Consider the following 21,872-nt stretch of genomic DNA (forward strand, 5'->3'; position numbering starts at 1 on the left):
CAGGTGGGTACGTGCGGGTCGTTCGTGGCTGGTCGCGCAGTTCCCCGCGCCCCCTGAAGGGGGCGCGGGGACATGCCTCAGCAGAGGTGGGCTCAGCCCGTCGCGTCCACCAGTGCCAGCTCATGCAGTCGATCCGGTGGCCCCGGCCGCGCGTAGTACCACCCCTGGGCCGTGTCGCAGCCCAGTATGCGGAGCTGTTCGGCCTGGGCGCCCGTTTCCACGCCCTCGACCGTGACCGCGAGGTCGAGGCTGTGGGCGAGAGAAACTATCCCTTCGACGATCTTGAGGTCGACGGGGTCGGCGGGGAACTGCTGCATGCCCTGGGTGAAGGAGCGGTCCAGCTTGAGGATGCTCACCGGGAGGCGGCGCAGGTTGGCGAGATTCGAGTATCCCGTGCCGAAGTCGTCGAGGGCGATGTCGACGCCCATCTCGGCGAGCCGGCGCAGCGGCTTGAGGAGGTCGTCGTCGGCGCCGATCAGGGCGGACTCGGTGACCTCCAGGCAGAGCGAGGCCGGTTCGAGGCCGGCGCGCTCCAGGATGTCGACCGTGTCGGAGACCAGGCCAGGGTGGGTCAGCTGGCACGGCGAGAGGTTGACGTTGATGCGGAGCGGACCTGCGGCTGTCGCTACGCCGTGTCGTTCCTGCCACTCTCGGGCCTGGCGGACCGACTGCTCCAGCACCCAGCGGCCGAGCGGGACGATCAGGCCCGTGTGCTCGGCGAGCGGGATGAACTGGTCCGGGCCCAGCACGCCGTGCTGCGGATGCAGCCAGCGGACGAGAGCCTCCGCGCCGCGGACACTGCCGTCCCCGAGGTGGACGAGCGGCTGGTACTCGATGAAGAACTCGTTCCGGTCGAGGGCCGCGGGCAGCGCCGTGGTGAGCCCGTGCCGGGTGATGGCACGTGCGTCGGCCTCGGGGTCGGCGAGTTCGTAACGGTTGCCGCCCGCCGACTTGGCCCGGTACATCGTGATGTCGGCGCTGCGCAGCACCTCCGCCGGACCGCGCTCGCCCGCCGGACCCTCGACGATGCCGATGCTGCCGCGGACCGTCAGTTCCCGGCCGTCGATACGGACCGGGGTGATGAGGGCGTTCATGATGCGGTCGGCGAGCGCGTCGACCTCGCTCTCGGTGTCGGTCCCGGTGGTCAGCGCCACGAACTCGTCGCCGCCGAGCCGGGCGACCATCTCGCCGGGCGCGGTCGCGCAGGCCTGCAGCCGGTCGGCGACCTCGACGAGCAGCCGGTCGCCGGCCGCGTGTCCCAGGCTGTCGTTGATGGTCTTGAAGCCGTCGAGGTCGAGGTAGCAGAGCCCGAAGCGCATGCCCTCGCCCGCGGAGAGGGCCTTGTCGAGCCGCTCGAAGAACAGCGTCCGGTTGGGCAGTCCGGTGAGCGCGTCGTGCGTGGCCTCGTACCGCAGTCGCAGGTTGAGCAGTCGGCGCTCGGTGGTGTCCTCCATGAGAGCGAGCTGGTACTGCGGCTGCCCGTCCGCGTCGCGCAGCAGGGAGACGGTGAGGTTGGTCCACAGGACCGTTCCGTCGGGGCGGTAGAAGGCCTTCTCCGCGTGGTAGTGCTCACGCTCGCCGCGCACCAACTCCTCGTAGAGGCGCCAGACTTGGGGCGCGTCCTCGGGGTGGGTCCAGTCGGTGACGTTGCGCCCGCGCATCGATTGCTCGGTGCCGCCGAACATACGCAGCAGGGCCTTGTTCACCTGTAGGACGTGGCCGTCGAGGTCGGCGATACCGATGCCTATGGCGGCGCCCTCGAACACGGCGCGGAACCGCGCCTCGGTCGCGTGCAGCGCGTCCGCGACGACTCCCTGGGCCTGGAGGGCGGCGCGCGCGATGGCCTCCTGCTCGGTCAGCGTCCGCTCTCGCAGCGCCTGCGCGAACCCGGCGGCCATGGCGTGCTGCAGCCGCGCCGAGCGGGCGCGCAGGTCCTCCTGGGACCCGTCCTCGCCGCAGTAGAGCACCAGGTAGGCGTCGACGCAGTCGAGCGTGCGGCTGAGGGCCTCCGGCTCGGTGCAGTGAGCGTCGATCAGGGCGGCGCCGACCGCCTGGCCCTCGGCCGCGTCGAACGTCCTGGCTCGCAGCGCCTCGCTCAACCGGCGGGCGAGCGGCACGAGGCGCAGCTCGAACTCCGGCCGGGTCAGTGACGTCGCGGTCACCGGGAAGATCGCCCGGCTCCAGATCGTCGCGAACCTGCGCAGTCTGTCCTCCGGCCCGTCCGGCTCCGCGGTCACGCCTTGCGCCCCACGCCCGCGAAACCGGAGTAGGAATACGGATCCTCGTCCTCCGGTGCCGTATCGGGCCGCCAGTTCGGCGGCGGCACCAGTCCGGGTTCCACCATGTCGTACCCCTCGAAGAACCGCGCGATGTCCTCGCGCGAGCGCATGATCAGCGGGTTGCGGATGTCCTTGTAGACGTCGACGGTGCCCTCGGCCCGCTCCGGGGGGAGCGGGATTCCCTCGTACGAGGCGTGCGTGACGACGAACAGGCTGCCGGGCGCCAGTGCGTCCCTCAGCTCTGCCACTGCCCCGTACGGGTCGTCCTCGTCCTCCACGAAGTGAAGTATGGCAACGAGGAGAAGTGCGACTGGCTGATTCAGGTCTATCAGGCGCTGAATCTGAGGGCTCGACAGGATCTCCTGGGGCTTGCGGAGATCGGCGGCGACGACGTCCGCGTTCTCGTTGCCGTCCAGGACGGTCTTGCTGTGCGCGACGGCGACCGGGTCGTGGTCGACGTACACGACGCGTGCGCCGGGGCTCGCGCTCTGGGCCACCTCATGGGCGTTGCCGAAGGTGGGTATGCCCGAACCGATGTCCAGGAACTGGGTGATGCCCTCGTCGGCCGCGAAGCGCACGGCACGGCGCATGAACGCCCGGTTCGCCTGCATGATCTTGGGAAGTCCCGGCATGAACTCCATGGCCCTTCGGGCGGCCTCCCGGTCGACCTCGAAGTTGTGCGATCCGCCCAGGTAGTAGTCGTAGATGCGGCTCACGCTCGGCACCGAGATGTCGATGCCACGGGGGGCCCAGGCGGGACGCTCCATCTATCTCTCCAAGGCGTAGGCGATCCGGTGTTCGAGCTGAGGCTACTGATCGCCCGCCAACGGAGCGAGCAGAAACGGAAATTGACCGTCCGTTCCAGGTCACTGCCACCGGCACGTGCCGAATTGCTGTTCCTTACGAAATCGCACCGAAGCATTCCAAAGAGCTCCGAAGAATTGCACAGAGTTACGAAGAGTGGGGACGGGATCCGACGAGATGTGAAAAAGCCGTTTCGCCCCCTCCATGCGGTGCGGAGGGGGCGAAGCGGTGGTTGTGCGCACTTGTTCCGTTCTTCCGGCACTCTCCTTCTCTGCGCTTTCACAACATCTGTGCGCGTTCACAACCTTCCGCGCTCTGTGCGGCCCTCCCCTCCGCGCCTCGCGATCGGGTGTGCCTGGGTGACCAACCTGGGGAAGTGGTCGCCTACTTGGGCTACTGGCTACTGGCTACTGGCTACTGCTGGGACTACTTGGGCTTGCCGAGCGGCTTGCCCTCCGGCGAGATGGCGTACCACGTGCCGCCGACACCCTGGCCGTTGGTGTCGCCGGGCTTCTTGTCACCCGCGAAGGTGTAGAGCGGCCAGCAGTCGATGCTCTGCTGCTTGAGGCCGTCGGGGCGGTTCAGGACGACGTAGCCTCGCCGGCCGTCGTTCTTGTTGTCGATGCCCTTGGTGTCGGCGGCGGCCACCGGCTCGACGACCGGCCACTTCTCCAGGCACGCGCCGACACAGGCCGACTTCATCGGCCAGGGGGTGTCCTTCTCGAAGCGGTAGACCGTCATGCCGTTCTTGTCGACGACGACCTCTCCGAGCTCGGGGTCGTTGCGAGTCGACAAGCCGGGCAGGTCGGCTGCCTCTGCGCCACCGCCGGCCTCTGCTCCACCGCCGGCGGCGGCCGCGCCGCCGCCGGCAGCCTTCTTGCCGTCGGGAGCCGACGCGTACCAAGTACCGCCCACACCCTGGCCGTTGACGTCACCAGCCTTGGTGTCCTTCGCGTACCGGTACAGCGGCCAGCCGCCGACGGTCAGCTGCTTGGTGCCGTCGGCACGGGTGACCTCGCCGAGCAGGGACTTGTCAACGCCCACGGGGGCGGTGGCGCCCGAGGCCGGGACCGGGGGCCAGGTCGTGGCGCACTCACCGTCACAGGCCGACTTGGGCGGTTCGGCCGTGTCCCTGTCGAAGCGGTAGAGCGTCATGCCCGCACTGTCGGTGACCACATCGCCGAGCTTGGCGGTGTCCGCCACGGCAAGCTGACCGGCGGTCTGCGCCTGCGCGCCGGCGCCCTGTCCCGCACTGGGAGCGGCGCTGGTCCCGGATTCGTAGCCGCTGCCTGATCCAACGCCGTTCGCCGCGGGTGCCGCGCCAACGTTCTGGCTACCGGTCGACTGGCCCGCATCTTCCTGACCGCACGCCGTCGTCAGCACCAGCACTGCCGCAGCTGACGCTACGAGTGAGGCGCTCCGCCAGGAGGTCTTCATTGGTAACTCCCGCTGTCTGCTTAGGTGTTGCGGCGCATCCACTGCGCCGCGCATGGCCCTAGGTACGGGCGGGAGTGCCGTGAGTGTTCAAAGGGCGCACAAATTTCTTTCTGGTAACGCCTGGGAGCTCTGCTCAGCGTGGGGCGGCCGCCGTCGGAAGTGGGGCCGCCGCGAGCCCGGCTCGGCGCACGGTTCGGCAATCGCGTGAGGCTCCGTTGTCCCTCCTTCGGGGCAATCCCCCCGCACTCGGGCGTGCGCGGGACCGCGGGAGCCCATGATCTTCGTCGTGCCTCGACCATTACGAACCCGATTCGCCCTCGCCATACGCCTGCTGACGCTGCTCGCACTGGCCTGGATGCTCAGCGGCGCGCCGACTCCGGCAGCCGCCGACTCCTGCGCGTATGCCTCCACCGGCTCCGTCGGGACAGCCGCGGTCGCGGTCGCGGGGACCTGCCCGACTCCGACGCCGACCCCCACTCCGACGCCACCCCCGCCCAGCCCGAGTCCGGAGCCCTCTCCCCCGCCGAAGCCCGTGCCCAGACCGACGCCGACGCCCGACCCGCCACCTCCGCCCCCACCACGGCCTGCCCCGGCCCCGCCGGTTGTTCGCCCGCCCGTTCCAGTGACGCCACCGCCGACTCCCGCCGCACCGCGCCCGGCGGCTCCCGAGCCGGCACCGAAGCCGAAGCCCACCGCGCGTCCCGAATCATCGCCGACTCCGGTGAGTTATCCGCCGTACCGCGTCCGGCCGCGCAAAGCGCCGCCCCGCGGCGGCCCGTCCCTGGTCTCGCTCACCCTGCTCGTCACCGCACCCGCGGTGCTCGCCGTCGCCGCGCTGCGCCCCCGCTGACCCCTGGAGGAATCCTTGTCGGAATGGCTTGTTCTCGCCCTCGCGATGGGGGCCGCGTCCGTCGTCGTCCTCATCGTCACCGTCCTACGGCACCACACGGCCCCCGAGGACGACGACCCGTCCGAGACTCCGGACGTCATCGAGTACATGACGATGATGATCGGCGTGGTGTACGCCATCGTGCTCGGCCTGGCCATCGCCGGGGTCTGGGAGGCCCGGGGCGTCGCCCAGGACCACGTCCAGACCGAGGCGCACGCGCTGCACGAGATCTCCGAGCGCGTACGCGTGTACCCGCCCGAGGTGCGCGACCGCATCCGGGACGACGTCAACACCTATGTCGGCCACGTCGTCACCACCGAGTGGAAGACCATGGCCGACGACGGTCACGTGACCGAACGGGGCACCGAGCTGCTCGCCCGGCTCCGCCACGACGTCACCGACTACGAGCCGAAGTCGGACTTCGAGGCCCAGGCCTATCAGCCGCTCCTCGACCAGATCACCGCGGCGGACGAGGCACGCAATTCGCGCGCCGAGTCCACAGAACCGACCATGCCGGGCGTCGTGTGGTTCGGCCTCATCACCGGGGCCGTGGTCACCGTCGGGCTGATCTTCGCCCTGCAGATCCGCCGCACGCCGCGTGAGGTGATCCTCGCCGGTCTGTTCGGTGCCCTCATCGCCTTCCTGCTCTTCCTGATCTGGGACTTCGACGCGCCCTACAGCCGCGGGATCACAGCGACCGCCGATCCGTTCCTGACGCTCTTCCCGGCGGCCGGGAAGTAACCGACCCTCACCGGGACGGGCGCCGCGCCGCGCCCGTCCCCCAACCGCAGGCATCGGTACCCGGTTCGGCCGACACCGTTACCCCATTCGCGCGACTGCGATCGCGCCCGCGCCCGTACCTTCCTAGCGTTTCGATCATCGAGGTGCATTTACGGCGCAAAAGGTTCAGCTACGGCGCGCAAGCGGAAAAGGTCCGCGGCTGCTCCTCGGGGACCCGGAGGACTCACCATGCGCGTCATACGCGTCGCTTCGGCCGCACTGCTGGGCGCCACCGCCCTGACCCTCACCGCGCCCGCCGCCGTCGCCCGGGACGACGGGGACCGCGACATCACCTCGTTCGGCTTCAACGTCGCGCCCACGACCATCGCGGCGGGCGGCCGCGTCACGCTGTCCGTCAACGGCTGCGACTCGGACGCCAAGGTGTCCTCGGGCATCTTCGACACGGTGACGATTCCCAAGGGGCACCGCTCGGCCACGGCCACCGTCGACTGGGACGCCAAACACGGCGCCGTCTACAAGGTGACGTTCCGGTGCGGAAACGAGTCGGGGCATACGGACCTCACCATCGCCACCGGCCGCCCGAGCAACCCCACGCATGTCCCCGTCCACCGGGGCGTCAAGGCCGGCGCCGGCGGTACCGCCGGCGGCCTCGATCTGGGTGAGATCGGCCTCGGAGCCGCACTCATCGCGGGATCCGTAGGCACCGCTTTGTACTGGTCGCGGCGACGCGCCGGCGAGAAGGTCAGCTGAATCACCGGAACGGTTCTTCGCCCCGGACCCCCTCAAAAGGGCCGGGGCGAAGGGCTGTACACGTGCGATCCGATGGGGACAGCGGCCAGTTTTCTGTGAACGGTCCGGTTCCTCCGAACGATCCGGCCTCCGACGGGAAGAGGAGGGTCAGATCTTGTTCTCGGAGCGGCGGCGCATCCAGAACACCCCGCCGCCGATGAGCGCGAGGCCGACGAGCCCACCGCCGATCGCGATGTCGGTCGGCGTGGCTCCGCTGGAGCTGCTGCCGCCGAGACCACCGCGGACACCGCCGATGACGGTGAAGGCCTGGGGCTTGGTGAGGGTGCCCGTGCCGATGCAGTTGACCGTGATGTCGTACGACCCGGGAGTCGCGTTGCTGTTGATGGTCGCGGTTCCCTTCGACGTCTCGTTTTGGCTGCCAGGGACCGGCGAGAGGTCCGTCTTCGGGAACGCGTTGGACGTCATGGTGCCGCCCTTCGGGCACCCGTCGACAGTGACCGTCAGCTGCCCGCCCCGGGCAATGACGCTGGGCATGGCGACGATGTTGCTCGGACTGTCCCAGGCCGCGGCCACGGGAGCGGTGAGTCCGAGGGTGGCGACCGCTGTCGCAGAGACGGCCAGGGCACGAGTGGTACGCATGTGATCCTCCGCGGAAGGCGCCCCGGGAGCCGTCCCCGGGTCGATCGGCGAGAAAACGCCTCCCAGACAGACCCTCAGTTGCCTTGCACGGGGCCGCATTTCGAGAATGGTCCGTCCTGGTGAGAGGACACGCCGAGAGAAAGGAACACATTCGGATATTGCCGCAGGTCACGGACCGTCAGAAATTTCCTGCGGGCGGCAACTCGGATGGCGCACGGCAGTCCGGCCCGCCACCCGTTCGCACTTCTCCCGTCGCCCGGCGAGCGTGCTGCGCTTAGCGTTCTCGTATGCGCGATTGACGGGGCGACGGCCGCGTCGAGAGGGGTTTGCGAATGTTTGGCTCCGAGCTGGCCGAAGAGGAGGAGCGCCCCAAGAAGCGTGCTCCTTGGGGCGTGATAGCGCTTGTGCTGCTGACCGGCCTCGCTCTCATCCGAAATGGTTCGGGAGAGTTCGACGTGGGGCCGCCGCAGCCCGCGACAGCCGCCGCGGCGGACAGCCGCACCGGCGGCGAGACCCGGCCGGCTCCGCTTCCACTGTCGTTCTCCGTGGTCGACCGCATCCGGATCCCGGCGATCCAGGTAGACGCCCCCGTCATGCCCGTGGGCCTCGACATGGAGGGCTGGGTGGACGCGCCGCCACCGGAGGACCCGAATCTCGCCGGCTGGTTCTCCGGCGCGGTCTCCCCCGGCGAGAAGGGCACCGCCGTCATGGTCGGCCATGTCGACAACCAACAGGGCCCCGCCGTCTTCTACGGCCTCGGGGCCCTCAAAAAGGGAAACTTCGTAGAGGTCCAGCGCCAGGACGGAAAGGTCGCCGTATTCGAGATCTACGGCATCGAGGTGTTCGATAAGAACAACTTCCCCGGAGACCGAGTCTACGGAAACGCCGGAACCCCCGAATTGCGGGTCATCACCTGTGGGGGCGGTTTCTCCAAGCAGAACGGCTACGACGGGAACGTCGTCGCGTTCGCCCGCCTGACTGAGGTTCGCTGAGCGTTCCGGCCGGGTGGGCGAAAGCCCGCGGTATCAATGGGATCCCCTTGCAAATCCCCATTGATACCGCGGGCTCAGGTGTACTGACGCCGAGGCACGGTGACGTGATAACCGGAGTCCAGCAGCCGCGGCAGATAGTCACGCAGCGCCCGTACGCTCTGCGAACGGTTGCCGCCCGCGTCGTGTGAGAGGACCACGACGCCGGGGGCCGCGCCGTTGATGACCCGGCGCTCGATGGTGTCGGAGCCCGGCGCCCTCCAGTCGAGGGTGTCGACGGTCCAGCCGAGCGGCTCCATGCCGAGTTCGGCACAGAGTCGGAAGGCAGCACGGTTCCAGCCCCCGTACGGCGCCCGGAACCAGGCGGGCCGCTCGCCGTACGCCTCCTCGATGATGTCGCTGGTCCGCTCGATCTCGGAGCGGATCGCGTGCGGGGACAGCCGGGTCAGCAGCGGGTGGGACCAGGTGTGGTTGCCGACGACGTGCCCCTCTTCGGCCATCTCGCGCAGCATGTCCTTGCCGTCGACGGCCCTCTCGCCGCACACGAAGAACATGGCGCGCACGTCGTGGGCCTTGAGGGTGCGCAGGATGTCCGGGGTGTAGCGGGGGTCGGGTCCGTCGTCGAAGGTCAGCACCATGCTGCGGCCGTGCCCGGACATGCGCAGGAACGGCTCGTGCCGTACGAGGGGCCGTGCGGGCCTGGTGCGCGCGGGGCCGTATCCGGCGATGGGCTGGAGACGGTAGGCGGACGGCTTCAGAGCCGCCCGGTTCGCCTTCGCGCCCGCGGCGGGAGCGGCGGCGGACCGACCTGGGGGGTCCGGGTCGGCGGTGAGCAGATGTGCCGCGCCGGCCGCTCCCGCCGCTCCCAGGACGGCGGCACCGGCGAGCAACGCCCGGCGCCGCGAGAGGAACTGATCCTTGTTCATGAGTAATCAGTCGCCCCGCTGGGGACCGACACAGCACACTGACACCGGTCCGGGCGTACGAAAGCACCCGTTGAGAGCAGCTGGCAGCGGCTCAGTGGCGGCGTAAGGCGCCCCGGGGCGGCCGTATCGGACCCGTCGTGCCCTTCGGGGCTGCGGCCTCGACTCCTTCGGCGCTCCTGCCTCGGCGCCGGCACCCACGCTCTCGACTGCGGGAAGAGCCGGGCCGGGCCGCCTGTCGAGCGCGGCCGGACCCGGTCCCCGGCGGCGGTGGGACCCGCCGGTACCGATAGCCTCGCGCCGTGACGGAACAGCACTCCCGGTTCGAGCGGGGCACGGACGGGCCGAAGGTCATCGTCGTCGGCGTGGACGGCTCCGAGTCCTCCTTTCGCGCGGCCTCCTACGCCGCGGGCCTGGCCCGGCGGCAGCGGGCACTTCTCGCCATCGTCTACATCCAGCCGGTGATGACGGCGGGCGCCGCGCTCGGAGCCCCGGTCGCCGAGACGACCGACCAGATCGCCGAGGAGCTGGTCCGGGAGATCCGGGAGGCGACCGAGCAGGTCAAGGGCATATTCGATGTGCGCTGGGAATTCCACACCCTCCGCGGCGACCCGTACAACGGGATGGTCAAGGCGGCGGACCAGCTCAAGGCGGACGCCGTCGTGGTCGGTGCGTCCGAGCAGGCGGGGCACCGGTTCGTCGGCTCGGTGGCCATCCGGCTGGTGAAGGCCGGGCGCTGGCCGGTGACCGTGGTTCCGTAGCCCGTAGCCCGTAGCCCGTGATCCGTAGCCCGTGATCCGTGATCCGTAAGCCCTGCAGCGTGGGGCGGCTACTTCGCCATCACGAGCCCGTCCTCGGCCGCGCCCCGGCTGAGCACGACCCGGCGGATCCGGTCACGTACGGCGGTCACGTCGGCGCCCTGGTCGATCGCGCTGTTGAGGTTGACGACGCGGCCGGAGCCCAGGTCGAACCACTGCGGGACGAACTCGGCCTTCTCCACCTGCCAGCGGCCGCCCGGCTTGTCCGGCGGGGCGAAGGTGAAGCGGCCGATCGTGCTCTCGTTGCCGCGCGGGTCCTTGGCGCCGCCGTGGTTGACCATCGCGCCGGCGATCTGGTCGCCCATGCCGTAGATCACCCAGGTGCCGTTGACCTTCTGGTACGCCTGCGGGACGTGGGCGTGGGTGCCGAGGATCAGGTCGATGTCGGGGCGGCCGTCCGTACGGGCCTCGGTGAGCCGCTTGCTCAGCCGCAGTTGCCGGGTGTCCGGCTCGTCCTGCCATTCGGTGCCCCAGTGCATGGAAAGGACCACGACGTCGGCGCCCGCCTTCCGGGCGGCCCGGGCGTCCGCGACGATCCTGTCGGGGTCGATCAGGTTGACGGCCCAGGGTTTTCCGGCCGGGAGCGGAACGCCGTTCGTGCCGTACGTGTACGCGAGGTGGGCGACCTTGGCGGCGCCCGCCTGCAGGATGGCGGGCGCACTCGCCTCGGCCGCGCTGCGTGCGGAGCCGGCATGCCGTACGCCTGCCCGGTCGAGCGCGTCGAGGGTGCGGTGGATGCCGGCGGAGCCGTCGTCCAGGGTGTGGTTGGAGGCGGTCGAGCAGCCGTCGTAGCCGGTCGCGGCGAGGCCCTCGGCGACCTGCGGCGGGGACTTGAAGGTGGGGTAGCCGGTGTAGTCGCCGTCCGCTCCGTACACCGTCTCCATGTGGCAGATCGCCAGGTCGGCGCGGGCCACGACGGGTCTGACGCCCGACAGCATGGGGCGGAAGTCGTGGCCGTAGCCGCCGGCGTCGGCGTGCGCCTTGTCGATGATCGAGCTGTGCGGGAGGACATCCCCGGAGGCGACGAGCGTGAATCGCTTCGCCGAGGCTCCGCCGCCGACGGGGTTCCCGCTGCGTTTCGGCGCGTCCTGTCCTTGACAGCTCACGACGGCCGCGAGGCACATGACCGCGAGAGCCGTTGCCGCCCGCCGGGTGTGCAGTGTCTTCGGTCTTCCCGGCATCTCCGATGTACCTGACATTCTCGACCTCGCTTCGACGCATGCGGTCATATGTAAGTACGAACCGATATGTATCCACATGCAGGCATCGGTGGGAGTCAAGAAGGCGCCACTGCGACTCACCCGTCCGGCGCTTCCCGGCGGTTGAGTCGTAGGGCGAGTCGAGAAGCGGAGGCGGAGCCTTCCGTCCCGGTTGACCGTTCGTCGTACCGTTCGCCGACTGGTTCGACCGTCCGCCGACGATCCGTGTCCGCACTCTGTCCCGGGCGAGCGTGCTGCGTTGGCATACGGCCATGACGGCCGCCACCACCATGACCAGCAGGACGACCGCCGAGCACGAGCTGGCCGAATTGCAGCGGGAGCACGGCGCGCCGCTCTTCGCCCTGATGCTGAGGCTCTCCGACGGGGACCGCCAGCGCGCCGAGGATCTGGTGCAGGAGACGTTCGTACGCGCCTGGCAGCATCCAGAGGCACTGCGCGCCGACGCCTTCGACTCCGTACGGCCCTGGCTGCTGACCGTCGGGCGACGGCTCGCCATAGACGCGCGGCGGGCCCGGCAGGCGCGGCCCGCCGAGGTCGGGGACGCCGTGCTGGAGAGCGCGCGGGTGTGCGCCGATCACGCGGAACGCTCCGCGGCGACCCTCGATGTGCGCGAGGCTGTGAAGACACTCACTCCCGAGCACCGTGAAGTCCTGGTGCAGGTGTATTTCCGGGGGGCGAGTGTTGCGGAGGCCGCGGCGGAGCTCGGGATTCCGCCCGGTACGGTGAAGTCTCGCGCGTACTACGCGCTGCGCGCCCTGCGCCGGGTTCTTCCGGGATACGCGGCCGACCTGCGGTGAAACCGAGGGTTGGGTCAAGCCTCCGTAAAGCGCCTGCTGTGGATCATGGTTGAGCAATCAGCTGTCTTCATCCGTGTTCCGGACTGAGGGCCCGGGGTCGGGCGACGCGCACGCACCGGAGGAAGGCAGGAAGGGATGCTGCACAGAGGTCAAGAGAGCACGGACGGCACCGGCGGCGGTGAACTCACCGTCCCTATGGCGTGGCTGTACGCCGAGTACATCGCCGACGAGCTGCTGCGGACCGGCGAGCTGATGCCGCCCACGTCCTTCGAGTTCCGCGCCGGGCGCGACGCCCTGGCGCTCACCATCTTCTTGTCGGACACGAGCGGTGAGCTGTCCGGCATCCGGGTCGTCTCGCAGCTGGAGACGTGGCTGTCGCTGACGGCGTACGACCAGCCGTGGCAGGACTGGGTGCGCGAGCGCATGGCCGGGCTCGCCGCCGATGCGGTCGAATCAGGTGGTCCCACACCGGATCTGGACCTGGCGACGGCGGCCTGGCGCTGGCTGGAGGAGACCGAGTTGCTCGCGCCGGACCTGGACGCGGTGCCGGGCGGTGGTCCGGTGATCGGGGAGGACGACGGGCCGAAGGTGTGGACGCCGGCCTGGCAACTGGGGCTACCGCTGGGACATCTGGCGATCCATCTTTTCTGACCGAAGCTGCGGGGCGACTCTGATCGAAGCTGCGGGGCAACTGTCCCGGTCGGCTCCGCCAACCAGTTTTGCCGACAAGTTTTTCTGAACCCCGACCAATCCGAGAGCCCTGCCGCTCCGAATCTCCTGATTGGTTTCCGGACGGGGCTTGAGTGATTCGGCGGTCTCCTGCGTACCGGTGGGCAAGTAGCTACTCCCCGCACACACACCATCGGCACCGAGGATTTGGTATGAGGTCGCTGGAACGCCACCGCGACGTCGGAGCGTACGCGCTCGGCGTGCTGGACGAGGCGGAAGCCTTCCGCTTCGAGGACCACCTCATGGAGTGTCCCCAGTGTGCGGTTCAGATACGTGAACTGACACCCACCACACGGTCGTTGCGGGCGTATGCCCAGGCGACTCCGCGTTCGGTGCACCCCATGACCCAGGCCGGCCCGGCTCTGCTGGACCGGCTGATCGACGACATCGCCTCGGCCCGCCGGAGCGGGCGCAGGCGCTGGCTGTTCGCGGTCGCCGCCTCGGTGGTGTTCGCGGTGGGCGGGCCCGCGGTCGCGGCCCTCTCCGGAGGCGAGGGCTCGAACGGCGAGCGAATCGCCGCGACCGACCCGGGGACGGGGGTGTGGGCCGAGGTCACCACCCTCAACCGGGCCTGGGGCAGCGAGGTGGACCTGAAGGTCAAGGACTCCTCCGGTCCCCGGCCCTGTGAGCTCGTCGCCGTCGGCCGCGACAACTCGGAGGAGGTCCTGTTGAGCTGGACCGTACCCAAGGACGACGGGCAGCCCCCCTCCGCCATGCAGGGAGCGGCGGCGATGCACCCCGACGAGATCGCCCGGTACGAGGTGCGCACGAGGGGCGGCGACCGGCTGGTGACGCTCAAGGCTCCCTGAGTCAGGGCGTCTTACCGACTGTCCCCTGGCCCCCTAATCGGCCTACGTCACTTCAGGAACTTTGACATCCTGCGGTCCGCGAGGGGCTTGCCGCCCGTCTGGCACGTGGGGCAGTACTGGAGGGACGAGTCGCTGAAGGAGACCTCGCGGACGGTGTCGCCGCAGACCGGGCACGGCTCACCGGTGCGGCCGTGCACGCGCAGGCCGCTCTTCTTCTCGGCCTTCAGGCGGCCCGCGGAGAGCCCGTGGGAGCGCTCGACGGCCTCGGTGAGGGTGGCGCGCAGCGCCTCGTACAGCCGCCGTGTCTCTTCGGGGGTCAGGGCGGACGCGAGCTTGAAGGGGGACATCTTGGCGGCGTGCAGGATCTCGTCGCTGTAGGCGTTCCCCACTCCCGCGATCAGGCTCTGGTCGCGCAGCGCGCCCTTGAGCCGGCGGCGCTCGCCTTCGAGGAGCTTCGCGAAGCGGGTCTCGTCGAAATCGTCGGCCAGTGGGTCCGGGCCCAGGCGGGCGACGCCGGCGACCTCGGCCGCCTCCCGTACGACATACACCGCCAGCCGCTTCTGGGTGCCCGCCTCGGTGAGGTCGAAGCCCTCGCCGGTCTCCAGGGCGACGCGCATGGCGAGCGGGCCCTTCCCCGGGCGGGGCGGGCCGTCGGGGAGCCGGTCCTTCCACTGGAGCCAGCCCGCGCGGGCCAGGTGCGTCACGAAGTGCGGGCCGCCGTCCGTCTCCAGGTCCAGGAACTTGCCGTGCCGGTGCACGGCCGTGACCTCGCGGCCTTCGAGAGCGGTGAGCGGTGGGTCGTACGTCTTCAGGACGCTGATCGCGACGGGCAGCACGCGCACGATCTCGTGGCCGACGAGGTGCTCGGTCAGGAAGTCCTTCAGCGCTTCGACCTCAGGCAGTTCCGGCATACGTCCAGAGTGCCACCCGGCACCGACAGCGCCAGGTGTGACGGGTCTCAGTCCGCTTCCGGAACCATGAACTCGCACCATACGCACTTGCCGCCGCCCCGGGCCTCCACGCCCCACTGGTCCGCGAGACTGTCCACCAGGAGCAGCCCTCGCCCGGAGACCCCCGACTCCCCCGCCTCGCGGCGTCGCGGCAGCGCGCTGGACGCGTCCTCGACCTCGACGCGCAGGCGCCGATGGGAGCCGGTGAGGACGCGGAGGGTGACGACCGCGGAGCCTTCGGTGTGCATCAGGGCGTTGGTGATCAGTTCGTCGGCGACCAGCTCGATCTCGTCGACGCGCTCCCGGGCGCCCCAGGCGCCCACGGCGGTGCGGATCATGTGCCGGGACTCGGTGAGCGCCTCGGGGTCGCCCGGACCGACGTGCTGCTGGAGCCGCCCGCCGGAGCGCTGCGCGTCGAGGCCGCGGCGGCGCAGCAGGAGCAGCGCGACGTCGTCGTCACCGCCGCGCTCTTCGGCCACGTCGATGAGGCGGTCGGCGAGGTCGCGTACGTCGTCGGGGCCCGTGGAGATGAGGGCGCGGAGGGTCTGCATGCCGTCGTCCAGGGAGATCCCGGGTTGTTCGACGAGGCCGTCGGTGCACAGGAGCAGAGTCTGGCCCGGGTCGAGTTCGATGGTGCTGACGGGGTATTCCAGGCGCCCGAACTCGGCGGACAGACCGAGCGGCAGGCCCCCTTGGACGGGAAGTCTGCGGCAGCTGCGGTCCGTGTCACGGAGCAGCGCGTCCAGATGGCCCGCCCGGACGAGCTGAACCACGCCCGTGGACAGGTCGGCCTCCGCGTACAGGCAGGTCGCGAAGCGCTCGGTGTCGAGTTCGTGCAGGAAGACGGAGGCGCGGGCCATGACGGTGGCGGGGGTGTGGCCCTCGGCGGCGTAGGCGCGCAGGACGATGCGCAGCTGGCCCATGACGGAGGCCGCGTGGGTGTCGTGGCCCTGGACGTCGCCGATGACCGCGCCGACCCGGCCGCCGGGCAGCCTGATCACGTCGTACCAGTCGCCGCCGATGTCCCGGCCGAGGGAGCCCGAGCGGTATCGGACGGCTATGTCGGCGCCGGGGATGCTGGGTATGGAGCGCGGCAGCATGGCCTGCTGGAGGCCTTGGGCGAGGTCTTTCTCCTGCTCGTAGAACATGGCCCGCTGGAGGCTCTGCGCGATGCTGCTGCCGAGTGCGACGAGGACGTTGCGCTCCTCGGTGGAGAAGCCGCGCCGGTCGTTGTAGAGCAGGCCCATCGCGCCGATGGGCCGGGCCTGCGCGATGAGCGGCAGGTACGCGGCCGCGGTGATGTCGAGGTCGGTGATGTGCGGCCACAGCAGCGGATACGACTTGGCGAACTCCTCCGGCGACTCGATGAAGCGCGGGGCGAGGGTACGTACGACGTCGCTCATGGGGTACTGCTCGTCTATTCGGGTGACCAGGGTGCCAGGCACGAAGCTGCCCTCGGGTCCTTCGGCGACCAGCCGGATGCGGCCGGCCTCGACCAGGCCCATGACCAGGCTCGTCGCGCCGAGGTGAGTGACCCCGTGGGTGTCCTTGAGGACGTCGATGACGTCCTGGACCGTGTGGGCGTGAGCGAGCGCCGCCGTGATGATCTGCACGACGTTCGTCTGCTGGCGGCGGGCCTCGTCCAGGGCCGCCTGCTCACGGCGGGCCTCGGCCTCGCTCAGTTCCTGGGTGGCGTCGCGGATGATGCCGATGATGCGGCGCGGCCGGCCCGTCTCGTCGCGCTGGATGTAGCCCTGGGTGTGGGTCCAGTGCAGGGAGCCGTCACGGCGCCGGACGCGGAAGTACGCCCCGTAGTTCTCGCTGCCGTCCTTGATGGCCCGGGAGACGTGGGTGTCGAGACGGCGGGCCTCCGTCGGGAGCACCCGTGGGGTCAGTGTCTCGGGGCGGCCGTCGTACTCGTCGGGGCGCAGGTCGAAGATCTCGTGGGCCAGGGCGTCCATCTGCATGATGCCGCTGTCCAGGTCCCAGTCGAAACTGCCCATGTGGTTGAGCGCCAGGATCGGGTCCGGGTGGGCGGGCCAGTCGTCCGGGAGTGACAGGGCGCTCGCTCCCCGATCAACCATGCGCCCACCTTGCCAGGGTTTGACCGAATATTCGACTCCTGGGAGGCCGGTGAAAATCCCGCACGGGCCGCTCAGCCGACGAACGCGCCGGAAGCGCTGTACGCGCCCGGCTCGTCGGGGATCAGGCCGCCGCCGTCGGGCACGTCGGGGCCCTCCGGCACGGCGTCGGGGCCGACCTCGCTCTCCGGGGAGTCCAGGGGCGGCTCGGGCGGCTCGCCGCCGGGCTCGTCGGGCACCGTCTCCGTCTCCGTCTCCGTCTCCGGGGTCGTGTTCTCGTCCGGGGGCGGGAGCGGCTCGTCGCTGGGCGTCTCCGGGGTGGTCGTGACGGTGGCCGTGGGGCAGTCCGAAGGGCCGGGGGACGTGGTGTCCGTGGGCTCGTCCGCCGGAATGTCGTCCGTGGTGCCCGGCGTGACGGTCACGGTCGGCGTCACGCAGCCGGTCGGGGACTCGTCCGGGCTCAGGGGCTCGTCCGGGCTGGCCGGGGACTCGTCGGGCGAGGACTCGTCGGCCGACGGGGACGACCTGTCGGGACTCGGGCTCCGTGGGTCGATCACGGGCGGCGGGACGATACGGTCTTCGCCGCCGTCGTGGTCGCCGATCTTCCGCTCGATCCAGGTGCGGCTCTCGATGTTGATGATCGTGACGTCGACGATCACCTGTGGGGCAGGGGTGACCACGATGACCCTGGTGGACCGATAGCCGGGCCAGGGGCGGCCCTGGCGGCCCGGCGTTCTCTCGAAGGCGACGGGCGGCTTCAGCGGGTTGCCGCAGGCGCAGCGGACCCGCGGTACGCCGCGGTTGTCGACGAGGACGGCGGTGCCCGCCTGGAGCACGGACTGGTAGCCGGTCGCCCGCCCGTCCCGGAAGCCGTGGTTGGTGACCCTCGTGTCGGCGCGCAGCACGACGGGGGTCAGGCCGCGCAGATAGTCCGGGATGCCGGACCGGAAGACGCCCACGGACTGCGCGAAGGCGCGCGCCTTGGCCTGGTCCGCGGTGAGGAAGCCGATCTGCCGTTCGACGTCGCAGCTGCCGACGCGCTGTGTGCCGCTGTAGAGGCCCGGTGTACCGCCCGAGATGGACCGAACGTCTTCCGCCGTGGGGGAGGCGCCGCCGGTGGGCGTCGGACGAGGCGTGCGCGTGACGGGTGGCGGGGTCGCGGTGGTCTGTGCCGTGGAGCCGGTGAAGGGGTCCGGGCCCTGGGCGGCGACGGGCTGGAGGAAGAGTTCGCCGTCGGGGGTGTCGGACGCCTCGTCCCCGTCGCCGCCGCAACCTGCGACGACGAGCGCCACCGGGAGCACACAGGCCGTGACGAGGGTTCTGGTGGGTATGTGCACCGCGATCTCCCGTTTCAAGCCGGGCAATATGTCCACTATTGTCTGCGCCGGTTTTTGTCGCCACGCAAGCCGGGTCACACAGCGTCACAATGGGAGGGAAGGGAGCACTCGACGGTGGAGTGGTTCACAGCCCCCGAGTACTGGACGTGCCGGCTGGTCTTCCAGCGGGCACTGGCCGTGATGTATCTCGTCGCGTTCCTGGGCGCGGCGCTGCAGTTCCGTGCGCTGATCGGCGAGCGCGGCATGCTGCCGGTGCCCCGGTTCGTGACGCGGGTGCCGTTCCGGCAGGCCCCGAGCGTGTTCCACCTCCAGTACTCCGACCGTTTCTTCGCTGCCTGGGCCTGGACGGGCTGCGCGGTGTCGGTGGCACTCGTCGCGGGCCTGGACGGCCGACTCCCGCTCTGGGGCGGCATGTTGCTGTGGCTCGTCCCCTGGGTGCTGTACCTGTCGATCGTGAACGTCGGCCAGACCTGGTACGGCTTCGGCTGGGAGTCCCTGCTCCTCGAGACCGGCTTCCTCGCCGTCTTCCTGGGCAACGACGAGGTCGCCCCGCCGATCGTGGTGCTCCTCCTGCTGCGCTGGATCCTGTTCCGCGTCGAGTTCGGGGCGGGTCTGATCAAGATGCGCGGCGACGAGTGCTGGCGCAAGCTGACCTGTCTCGACTACCACCACGAGACCCAGCCGATGCCGGGTCCGCTGAGCTGGTTCTTCCACCATCTCCCGAAGCCGTTCCACCGGGCCGAGGTGGCCGCCAACCACTTCACTCAACTCGTGGTGCCCGTCCTGCTGTTCGCTCCCCAGCCGATCGCGACGGCCGCCGCGTCCCTGATGATCCTCACTCAGCTCTGGCTGGTCCTGTCCGGGAACTTCTCCTGGCTGAACTGGATCACGATCGTCCTCGCCCTGTCCGCCATGGAGCTTCCGGGCACGGCCCCGGACGTCCCCGAGGCGCCCCTCTGGTACGAGATCGTCGTCCTCGCCGTCGCCGCGCTCCTGCTGGCCCTGAGCTACCGGCCGGCCCGCAACCTGGTCTCCCGCCGCCAGGTCATGAACCGCTCCTTCGACCCGCTGCATCTCGTCAACACGTACGGGGCCTTCGGCAGCGTCAGTCGCGTCCGCCACGAGGTGGTGGTCGAGGGCACCGCGGACGAGGTGCCCCGGGAGGAATCGGACTGGAAGGAGTACGAGTTCAAGGGCAAGCCGGGCGATCCACGGCGCTGGCCGCGCCAGTTCGCCCCGTACCACCTGCGGCTCGACTGGATGATGTGGTTCGCCGCGCTCTCCCCCGCCTACGCCGGGTCGTGGTTCGGCGGTCTGATGGAGCGGCTCCTGGAGAACGACCGGGACACGCTGCGGCTGCTGCGCCGCTCGCCGTTCCCGGCGGACGCGCCGCCCCGGTACGTCCGGGCCCGTCTCTACCGCTACCGGTACACGACCTGGCGCGAGCTGCGGGAGACGGGCGCCTGCTGGGAGCGGACGTATGTGCGGGAGTTCCTGCCGCCGACGCGGCTGGACGCGGTGGCTCAGAGGCGGTAGACGCGGGTCGCGGTGCCCGCGAAGACCTCTTCCCGCTCGCTCTCACTGAGTTTCTCGGTCAACAGGCTGGTGGTGTGGGCGACCTCGGCGTACGAGGCGGCGAGGGTGCACACCGGCCAGTCGGAGCCGAACATGATCCGGCCCGGGCCGAAGAAGTCCAGCACCGTGTCCGCGTAGGGCTCCAGGTCACTCGCCCTCCAGCCCTTGAGGTCGGCCTCCGTCACCATTCCGGACAGCTTGCAGACGGTGTTGGGCAGCGCGGCGAACGCGCGGATGTCGGTGGTCCAGGGTTCCCGCTCGCCGGAGGCGATGGGCGGCTTGCCCAAGTGGTCGAGTACGAAGGTGAGTCCGGGGTGGTGCTCGGCCGCCTTCACGCAGGCCGGGAGCTGGTGCGGCAGGACGACCAGGTCATGGACGAGGCCCGCCGCGGCGACGGCCGCCAGTCCTCGGCGTACGTCCTCACGGAGCAGCCATTCGGGGTCGGGCTCGCCCTGCACCTGGTGGCGGATGCCCTTCAGGTACCGGCCGCCCGGCAGCTCCCGCAGGCGGGCCAGCTCGTCCGCGACCTCGGGGCTGGTGAGGTCCGTCCAGCCGACGACTCCCCCGATCAGCTCGCTCTCCTCGGCGAGCGCCAGGAACTCCGGGGTCTCCTCGGCCACCGTGATCGTCTGCACGAGGACGGTTCGGGTGACACCGGCCGCACGTGCTTCCGGCTCCAGGTCCGCGATGCCGAAGTTCCGTCTGAGCGGGGCGAGTTCGGGGCCGGTGATCCAGTCCTGGTCCCGTACGGAGAGGTCCCAGACGTGATGGTGGGCGTCGACCTTGAGGGCGGTTCCGGTCACGGCAGCTCCCATACGACGGGCAGGCCCGCGTCGGCGCCCTCGCCGGAGTAGTCGTGCACCACGTCCAGCAGTTCCGCCATCCGCGCCTGCCAGGCGATGTTGACCGGCAGCTTCTCCAGCTCGGCGAGCAGCCGCGCATAGTCCTCGCACTCCAGGACGTGGAAGAGGTCGGTGCCGCTGCGCCAGATCGTCCAGGACGTGGCTCCGGAGGCCCGGATCGCGTCCGTGAGCTCCTCGGGGACCTCGCGGTGGGCGGCCTCGTACTCGGCGATGCGGTCGGCGCGGACTTTCGTGTGGAGCGCGATCCTCATGAAGATTCCTCGGCGGGTACGGGGGCGTCGGCGGGCAGCAGGCCGGCGTCCCGGAGCTCCTGCCAGAAGGCCGGGGGCACGGCCTTCGCGAACTGCTCGGCGCAGTCGCGTACTTCGTGCGGTGACCTGGCTCCCACGAGGACGCCGGCGACGGCCGGGTGGGCGGTGCAGAAGGCCAGGGCGGCTGCGCGCAGGGTGGTGCCGTGCCGGTCGGCCGCCGCCTTGAGGGCAAGGGCACGGTCCAGCAACTCGGGAGGCGCGGCCGCGTAGTTGTACGTCGCTCCGGGCTTCGGGTCGGCCAGCAGGCCGGAGTTGAAGGCCCCGCCGATCACGACCGACGTCCCCCGCTCCCGCGCGGCCGGCAGCAGTTCGGTCAGTGCCCGCTGGTCGAGGAGGGTGTAGCGGCCGGCGCACAGCACCACGTCGACGTCCGTGTCGCGGACGAAACGGGTGAGCATCTCGGCCTGGTTCATGCCCGCGCCGATCGCGCCCACCACGCCCTCCGAGCGTAGTTTCTCCAGAGCCGGATAGCCCTCGTGGAAGGCCTGTTCGGCGTGGTCGTCCGGATCGTGCAGATACACGACGTCCACCCGGTCGAGGCCGAGGCGCCCCAGGCTGGCCTCCAGGCCGCGGCGTACGCCGTCCGCGCTGAAGTCCCACACGCGGCGGTGCGTGGCGGGCACGGCGAAGCCGTTGGCCAGGTCGTCGCCGCCCGCGTCGATGGGTTCGAGGCGGCGGCCCACTTTGGTGGAGATCGTGTACGCCGAGCGGGGGCGCTCGCGCAGGGCCTCCCCGAGGCGTCGTTCGGACAGGCCGATGCCGTAGTGGGGCGCGGTGTCGAAGTACCGGATGCCCGCGTCCCAGGCGGCGCCGACGGTCTCGTGCGCCTGCTCGTCACTGACCTCGGTGAAGAGGTTGCCGATGGCGGCGGCGCCGAGGGCCAGGGCCGTGACCTCGACGCCGCTGGCGCCGAGGCTGTTCATCGGCCCGC

General features: G+C 70.3%; 21 protein-coding genes. 9 read left to right on the forward strand and 12 right to left on the reverse strand.

Annotated elements, in window-relative coordinates; genetic code table 11:
* Nucleotides 1–92 precede the first annotated feature (92 nt).
* The 3 genes from ACTWQR_RS04735 to ACTWQR_RS04745 all read right to left on the reverse strand — a co-directional run bounded on the left by ACTWQR_RS04735 (nt 93) and on the right by ACTWQR_RS04745 (nt 4,520).
* On the reverse strand, nt 93–2,237 hold the full coding sequence (locus tag ACTWQR_RS04735; RefSeq protein ID WP_443225600.1) for a putative bifunctional diguanylate cyclase/phosphodiesterase: 2,145 nt from the start codon (nt 2,235–2,237) through the stop codon (nt 93–95).
* Nucleotides 2,234–3,046, reverse strand: a complete 813-nt coding sequence (locus ACTWQR_RS04740) for an SAM-dependent methyltransferase (RefSeq protein WP_443225601.1) — start codon at nt 3,044–3,046, stop codon at nt 2,234–2,236. Before ACTWQR_RS04740 ends, ACTWQR_RS04735 begins: the two co-directional genes overlap by 4 nt.
* A gap of 463 nt (nt 3,047–3,509) precedes the next feature.
* The gene (locus ACTWQR_RS04745; RefSeq protein WP_443225602.1) at nt 3,510–4,520 is read right to left on the reverse strand and encodes an SCO0930 family lipoprotein; all 1,011 of its coding nucleotides are present in this window, start codon (nt 4,518–4,520) and stop codon (nt 3,510–3,512) included.
* Nucleotides 4,521–5,241: 721 nt separating this feature from the next.
* Between ACTWQR_RS04745 and ACTWQR_RS04750 the strand changes: the two genes are divergently transcribed.
* The 3 genes from ACTWQR_RS04750 to ACTWQR_RS04760 all read left to right on the forward strand — a co-directional run bounded on the left by ACTWQR_RS04750 (nt 5,242) and on the right by ACTWQR_RS04760 (nt 6,900).
* A complete protein-coding gene (locus tag ACTWQR_RS04750) occupies nt 5,242–5,370 on the forward strand; it encodes a hypothetical protein (protein WP_443225603.1) in 129 nt (42 codons plus the stop codon).
* Between the two features lie 15 nt (nt 5,371–5,385).
* Nucleotides 5,386–6,150, forward strand: a complete 765-nt coding sequence (locus ACTWQR_RS04755) for a bestrophin-like domain (protein WP_443225604.1) — start codon at nt 5,386–5,388, stop codon at nt 6,148–6,150.
* 228 nt (nt 6,151–6,378) lie between these two features.
* The gene (locus tag ACTWQR_RS04760) at nt 6,379–6,900 is read left to right on the forward strand and encodes a hypothetical protein (protein WP_443225605.1); all 522 of its coding nucleotides are present in this window, start codon (nt 6,379–6,381) and stop codon (nt 6,898–6,900) included.
* Nucleotides 6,901–7,047: 147 nt separating this feature from the next.
* Here ACTWQR_RS04760 and ACTWQR_RS04765 read toward each other — a convergent pair whose 3' ends face one another.
* Nucleotides 7,048–7,539 (reverse strand): hypothetical protein, encoded by a 492-nt coding sequence (locus tag ACTWQR_RS04765; protein ID WP_443225606.1) that lies wholly within the window; start codon nt 7,537–7,539, stop codon nt 7,048–7,050.
* A 332-nt stretch (nt 7,540–7,871) separates the two neighbouring features.
* On the opposite strand from ACTWQR_RS04765, the gene ACTWQR_RS04770 reads away from it, so the two are divergent.
* On the forward strand, nt 7,872–8,531 hold the full coding sequence (locus tag ACTWQR_RS04770; protein WP_443225607.1) for a class F sortase: 660 nt from the start codon (nt 7,872–7,874) through the stop codon (nt 8,529–8,531).
* A 74-nt stretch (nt 8,532–8,605) separates the two neighbouring features.
* On the opposite strand, the gene ACTWQR_RS04775 is transcribed toward ACTWQR_RS04770, so the two are convergent.
* Entirely contained in the window at nt 8,606–9,454 is an 849-nt protein-coding gene (locus ACTWQR_RS04775; RefSeq protein WP_443225608.1) for a polysaccharide deacetylase family protein, read from the reverse strand.
* A 299-nt stretch (nt 9,455–9,753) separates the two neighbouring features.
* Here ACTWQR_RS04775 and ACTWQR_RS04780 point away from each other — a divergent pair, with 299 nt between their 5' ends.
* The gene (locus ACTWQR_RS04780; RefSeq protein ID WP_443225609.1) at nt 9,754–10,212 is read left to right on the forward strand and encodes a universal stress protein; all 459 of its coding nucleotides are present in this window, start codon (nt 9,754–9,756) and stop codon (nt 10,210–10,212) included.
* A 68-nt stretch (nt 10,213–10,280) separates the two neighbouring features.
* Here the strand turns inward: ACTWQR_RS04780 and ACTWQR_RS04785 are convergent, their stop codons facing one another.
* On the reverse strand, nt 10,281–11,450 hold the full coding sequence (locus tag ACTWQR_RS04785; protein WP_443225610.1) for a CapA family protein: 1,170 nt from the start codon (nt 11,448–11,450) through the stop codon (nt 10,281–10,283).
* 290 nt (nt 11,451–11,740) lie between these two features.
* Between ACTWQR_RS04785 and ACTWQR_RS04790 the strand changes: the two genes are divergently transcribed.
* The 3 genes from ACTWQR_RS04790 to ACTWQR_RS04800 all read left to right on the forward strand — a co-directional run bounded on the left by ACTWQR_RS04790 (nt 11,741) and on the right by ACTWQR_RS04800 (nt 13,824).
* Nucleotides 11,741–12,286, forward strand: coding sequence for a sigma-70 family RNA polymerase sigma factor (locus ACTWQR_RS04790; RefSeq protein ID WP_443225611.1), 546 nt, complete (start codon nt 11,741–11,743; stop codon nt 12,284–12,286).
* Nucleotides 12,287–12,421: 135 nt separating this feature from the next.
* Nucleotides 12,422–12,937, forward strand: a complete 516-nt coding sequence (locus ACTWQR_RS04795; protein WP_443225612.1) for a hypothetical protein — start codon at nt 12,422–12,424, stop codon at nt 12,935–12,937.
* A gap of 230 nt (nt 12,938–13,167) precedes the next feature.
* The gene (locus ACTWQR_RS04800) at nt 13,168–13,824 is read left to right on the forward strand and encodes an anti-sigma factor family protein (protein WP_443225613.1); all 657 of its coding nucleotides are present in this window, start codon (nt 13,168–13,170) and stop codon (nt 13,822–13,824) included.
* A gap of 47 nt (nt 13,825–13,871) precedes the next feature.
* On the opposite strand, the gene ACTWQR_RS04805 is transcribed toward ACTWQR_RS04800, so the two are convergent.
* The 3 genes from ACTWQR_RS04805 to ACTWQR_RS04815 all read right to left on the reverse strand — a co-directional run bounded on the left by ACTWQR_RS04805 (nt 13,872) and on the right by ACTWQR_RS04815 (nt 18,210).
* Nucleotides 13,872–14,735, reverse strand: coding sequence for an Fpg/Nei family DNA glycosylase (locus tag ACTWQR_RS04805; protein ID WP_443225614.1), 864 nt, complete (start codon nt 14,733–14,735; stop codon nt 13,872–13,874).
* Between the two features lie 47 nt (nt 14,736–14,782).
* The gene (locus ACTWQR_RS04810) at nt 14,783–16,858 is read right to left on the reverse strand and encodes a SpoIIE family protein phosphatase (RefSeq protein ID WP_443225615.1); all 2,076 of its coding nucleotides are present in this window, start codon (nt 16,856–16,858) and stop codon (nt 14,783–14,785) included.
* Nucleotides 16,859–16,929: 71 nt separating this feature from the next.
* Nucleotides 16,930–18,210, reverse strand: coding sequence for a DUF6777 domain-containing protein (locus tag ACTWQR_RS04815; RefSeq protein ID WP_443225616.1), 1,281 nt, complete (start codon nt 18,208–18,210; stop codon nt 16,930–16,932).
* A gap of 96 nt (nt 18,211–18,306) precedes the next feature.
* Here ACTWQR_RS04815 and ACTWQR_RS04820 point away from each other — a divergent pair, with 96 nt between their 5' ends.
* Complete coding sequence (locus ACTWQR_RS04820) at nt 18,307–19,728, forward strand: lipase maturation factor family protein (protein ID WP_443225617.1); 1,422 nt, start codon at nt 18,307–18,309, stop codon at nt 19,726–19,728.
* Here ACTWQR_RS04820 and ACTWQR_RS04825 read toward each other — a convergent pair.
* Genes ACTWQR_RS04825 through ACTWQR_RS04835 form a run of 3 tightly spaced genes read right to left on the reverse strand, consistent with a single transcriptional unit; the run spans nt 19,716 to nt 21,864 of the window.
* Entirely contained in the window at nt 19,716–20,582 is an 867-nt protein-coding gene (locus ACTWQR_RS04825; protein ID WP_443225618.1) for an amidohydrolase family protein, read from the reverse strand. The genes ACTWQR_RS04820 and ACTWQR_RS04825 overlap by 13 nt on opposite strands.
* Nucleotides 20,567–20,881, reverse strand: a complete 315-nt coding sequence (locus ACTWQR_RS04830) for an L-rhamnose mutarotase (protein WP_443225619.1) — start codon at nt 20,879–20,881, stop codon at nt 20,567–20,569. The genes ACTWQR_RS04825 and ACTWQR_RS04830 overlap by 16 nt, the downstream gene beginning before the upstream one ends.
* On the reverse strand, nt 20,878–21,864 hold the full coding sequence (locus ACTWQR_RS04835; protein WP_443225620.1) for an aldo/keto reductase: 987 nt from the start codon (nt 21,862–21,864) through the stop codon (nt 20,878–20,880). Before ACTWQR_RS04835 ends, ACTWQR_RS04830 begins: the two co-directional genes overlap by 4 nt.
* Between the last annotated feature and the right edge of the window lie 8 nt (nt 21,865–21,872).

Source organism: Streptomyces sp. 2A115, from assembly GCF_052245575.1.
Classification (GTDB): Bacteria; Actinomycetota; Actinomycetes; order Streptomycetales; family Streptomycetaceae; genus Streptomyces.

Bases quoted from the DNA above. Each gene is read 5' to 3' on its own strand.
- ACTWQR_RS04740 (WP_443225601.1), bottom strand. From the start codon at position 3,046: ATGGAGCGTCCCGCCTGGGCCCCCCGTGGCATCGACATCTCGGTGCCG.
- ACTWQR_RS04745 (WP_443225602.1), bottom strand. From the start codon at position 4,520: ATGAAGACCTCCTGGCGGAGCGCCTCACTCGTAGCGTCAGCTGCGGCA.
- ACTWQR_RS04760 (WP_443225605.1), top strand. From the start codon at position 6,379: ATGCGCGTCATACGCGTCGCTTCGGCCGCACTGCTGGGCGCCACCGCC.
- ACTWQR_RS04765 (WP_443225606.1), bottom strand. From the start codon at position 7,539: ATGCGTACCACTCGTGCCCTGGCCGTCTCTGCGACAGCGGTCGCCACC.
- ACTWQR_RS04770 (WP_443225607.1), top strand. From the start codon at position 7,872: ATGTTTGGCTCCGAGCTGGCCGAAGAGGAGGAGCGCCCCAAGAAGCGT.
- ACTWQR_RS04775 (WP_443225608.1), bottom strand. From the start codon at position 9,454: ATGAACAAGGATCAGTTCCTCTCGCGGCGCCGGGCGTTGCTCGCCGGT.
- ACTWQR_RS04785 (WP_443225610.1), bottom strand. From the start codon at position 11,450: ATGCCGGGAAGACCGAAGACACTGCACACCCGGCGGGCGGCAACGGCT.
- ACTWQR_RS04790 (WP_443225611.1), top strand. From the start codon at position 11,741: ATGACGGCCGCCACCACCATGACCAGCAGGACGACCGCCGAGCACGAG.
- ACTWQR_RS04795 (WP_443225612.1), top strand. From the start codon at position 12,422: ATGCTGCACAGAGGTCAAGAGAGCACGGACGGCACCGGCGGCGGTGAA.
- ACTWQR_RS04800 (WP_443225613.1), top strand. From the start codon at position 13,168: ATGAGGTCGCTGGAACGCCACCGCGACGTCGGAGCGTACGCGCTCGGC.
- ACTWQR_RS04805 (WP_443225614.1), bottom strand. From the start codon at position 14,735: ATGCCGGAACTGCCTGAGGTCGAAGCGCTGAAGGACTTCCTGACCGAG.
- ACTWQR_RS04810 (WP_443225615.1), bottom strand. From the start codon at position 16,858: ATGGTTGATCGGGGAGCGAGCGCCCTGTCACTCCCGGACGACTGGCCC.
- ACTWQR_RS04825 (WP_443225618.1), bottom strand. From the start codon at position 20,582: ATGGGAGCTGCCGTGACCGGAACCGCCCTCAAGGTCGACGCCCACCAT.
- ACTWQR_RS04830 (WP_443225619.1), bottom strand. From the start codon at position 20,881: ATGAGGATCGCGCTCCACACGAAAGTCCGCGCCGACCGCATCGCCGAG.
- ACTWQR_RS04835 (WP_443225620.1), bottom strand. From the start codon at position 21,864: ATGAACAGCCTCGGCGCCAGCGGCGTCGAGGTCACGGCCCTGGCCCTC.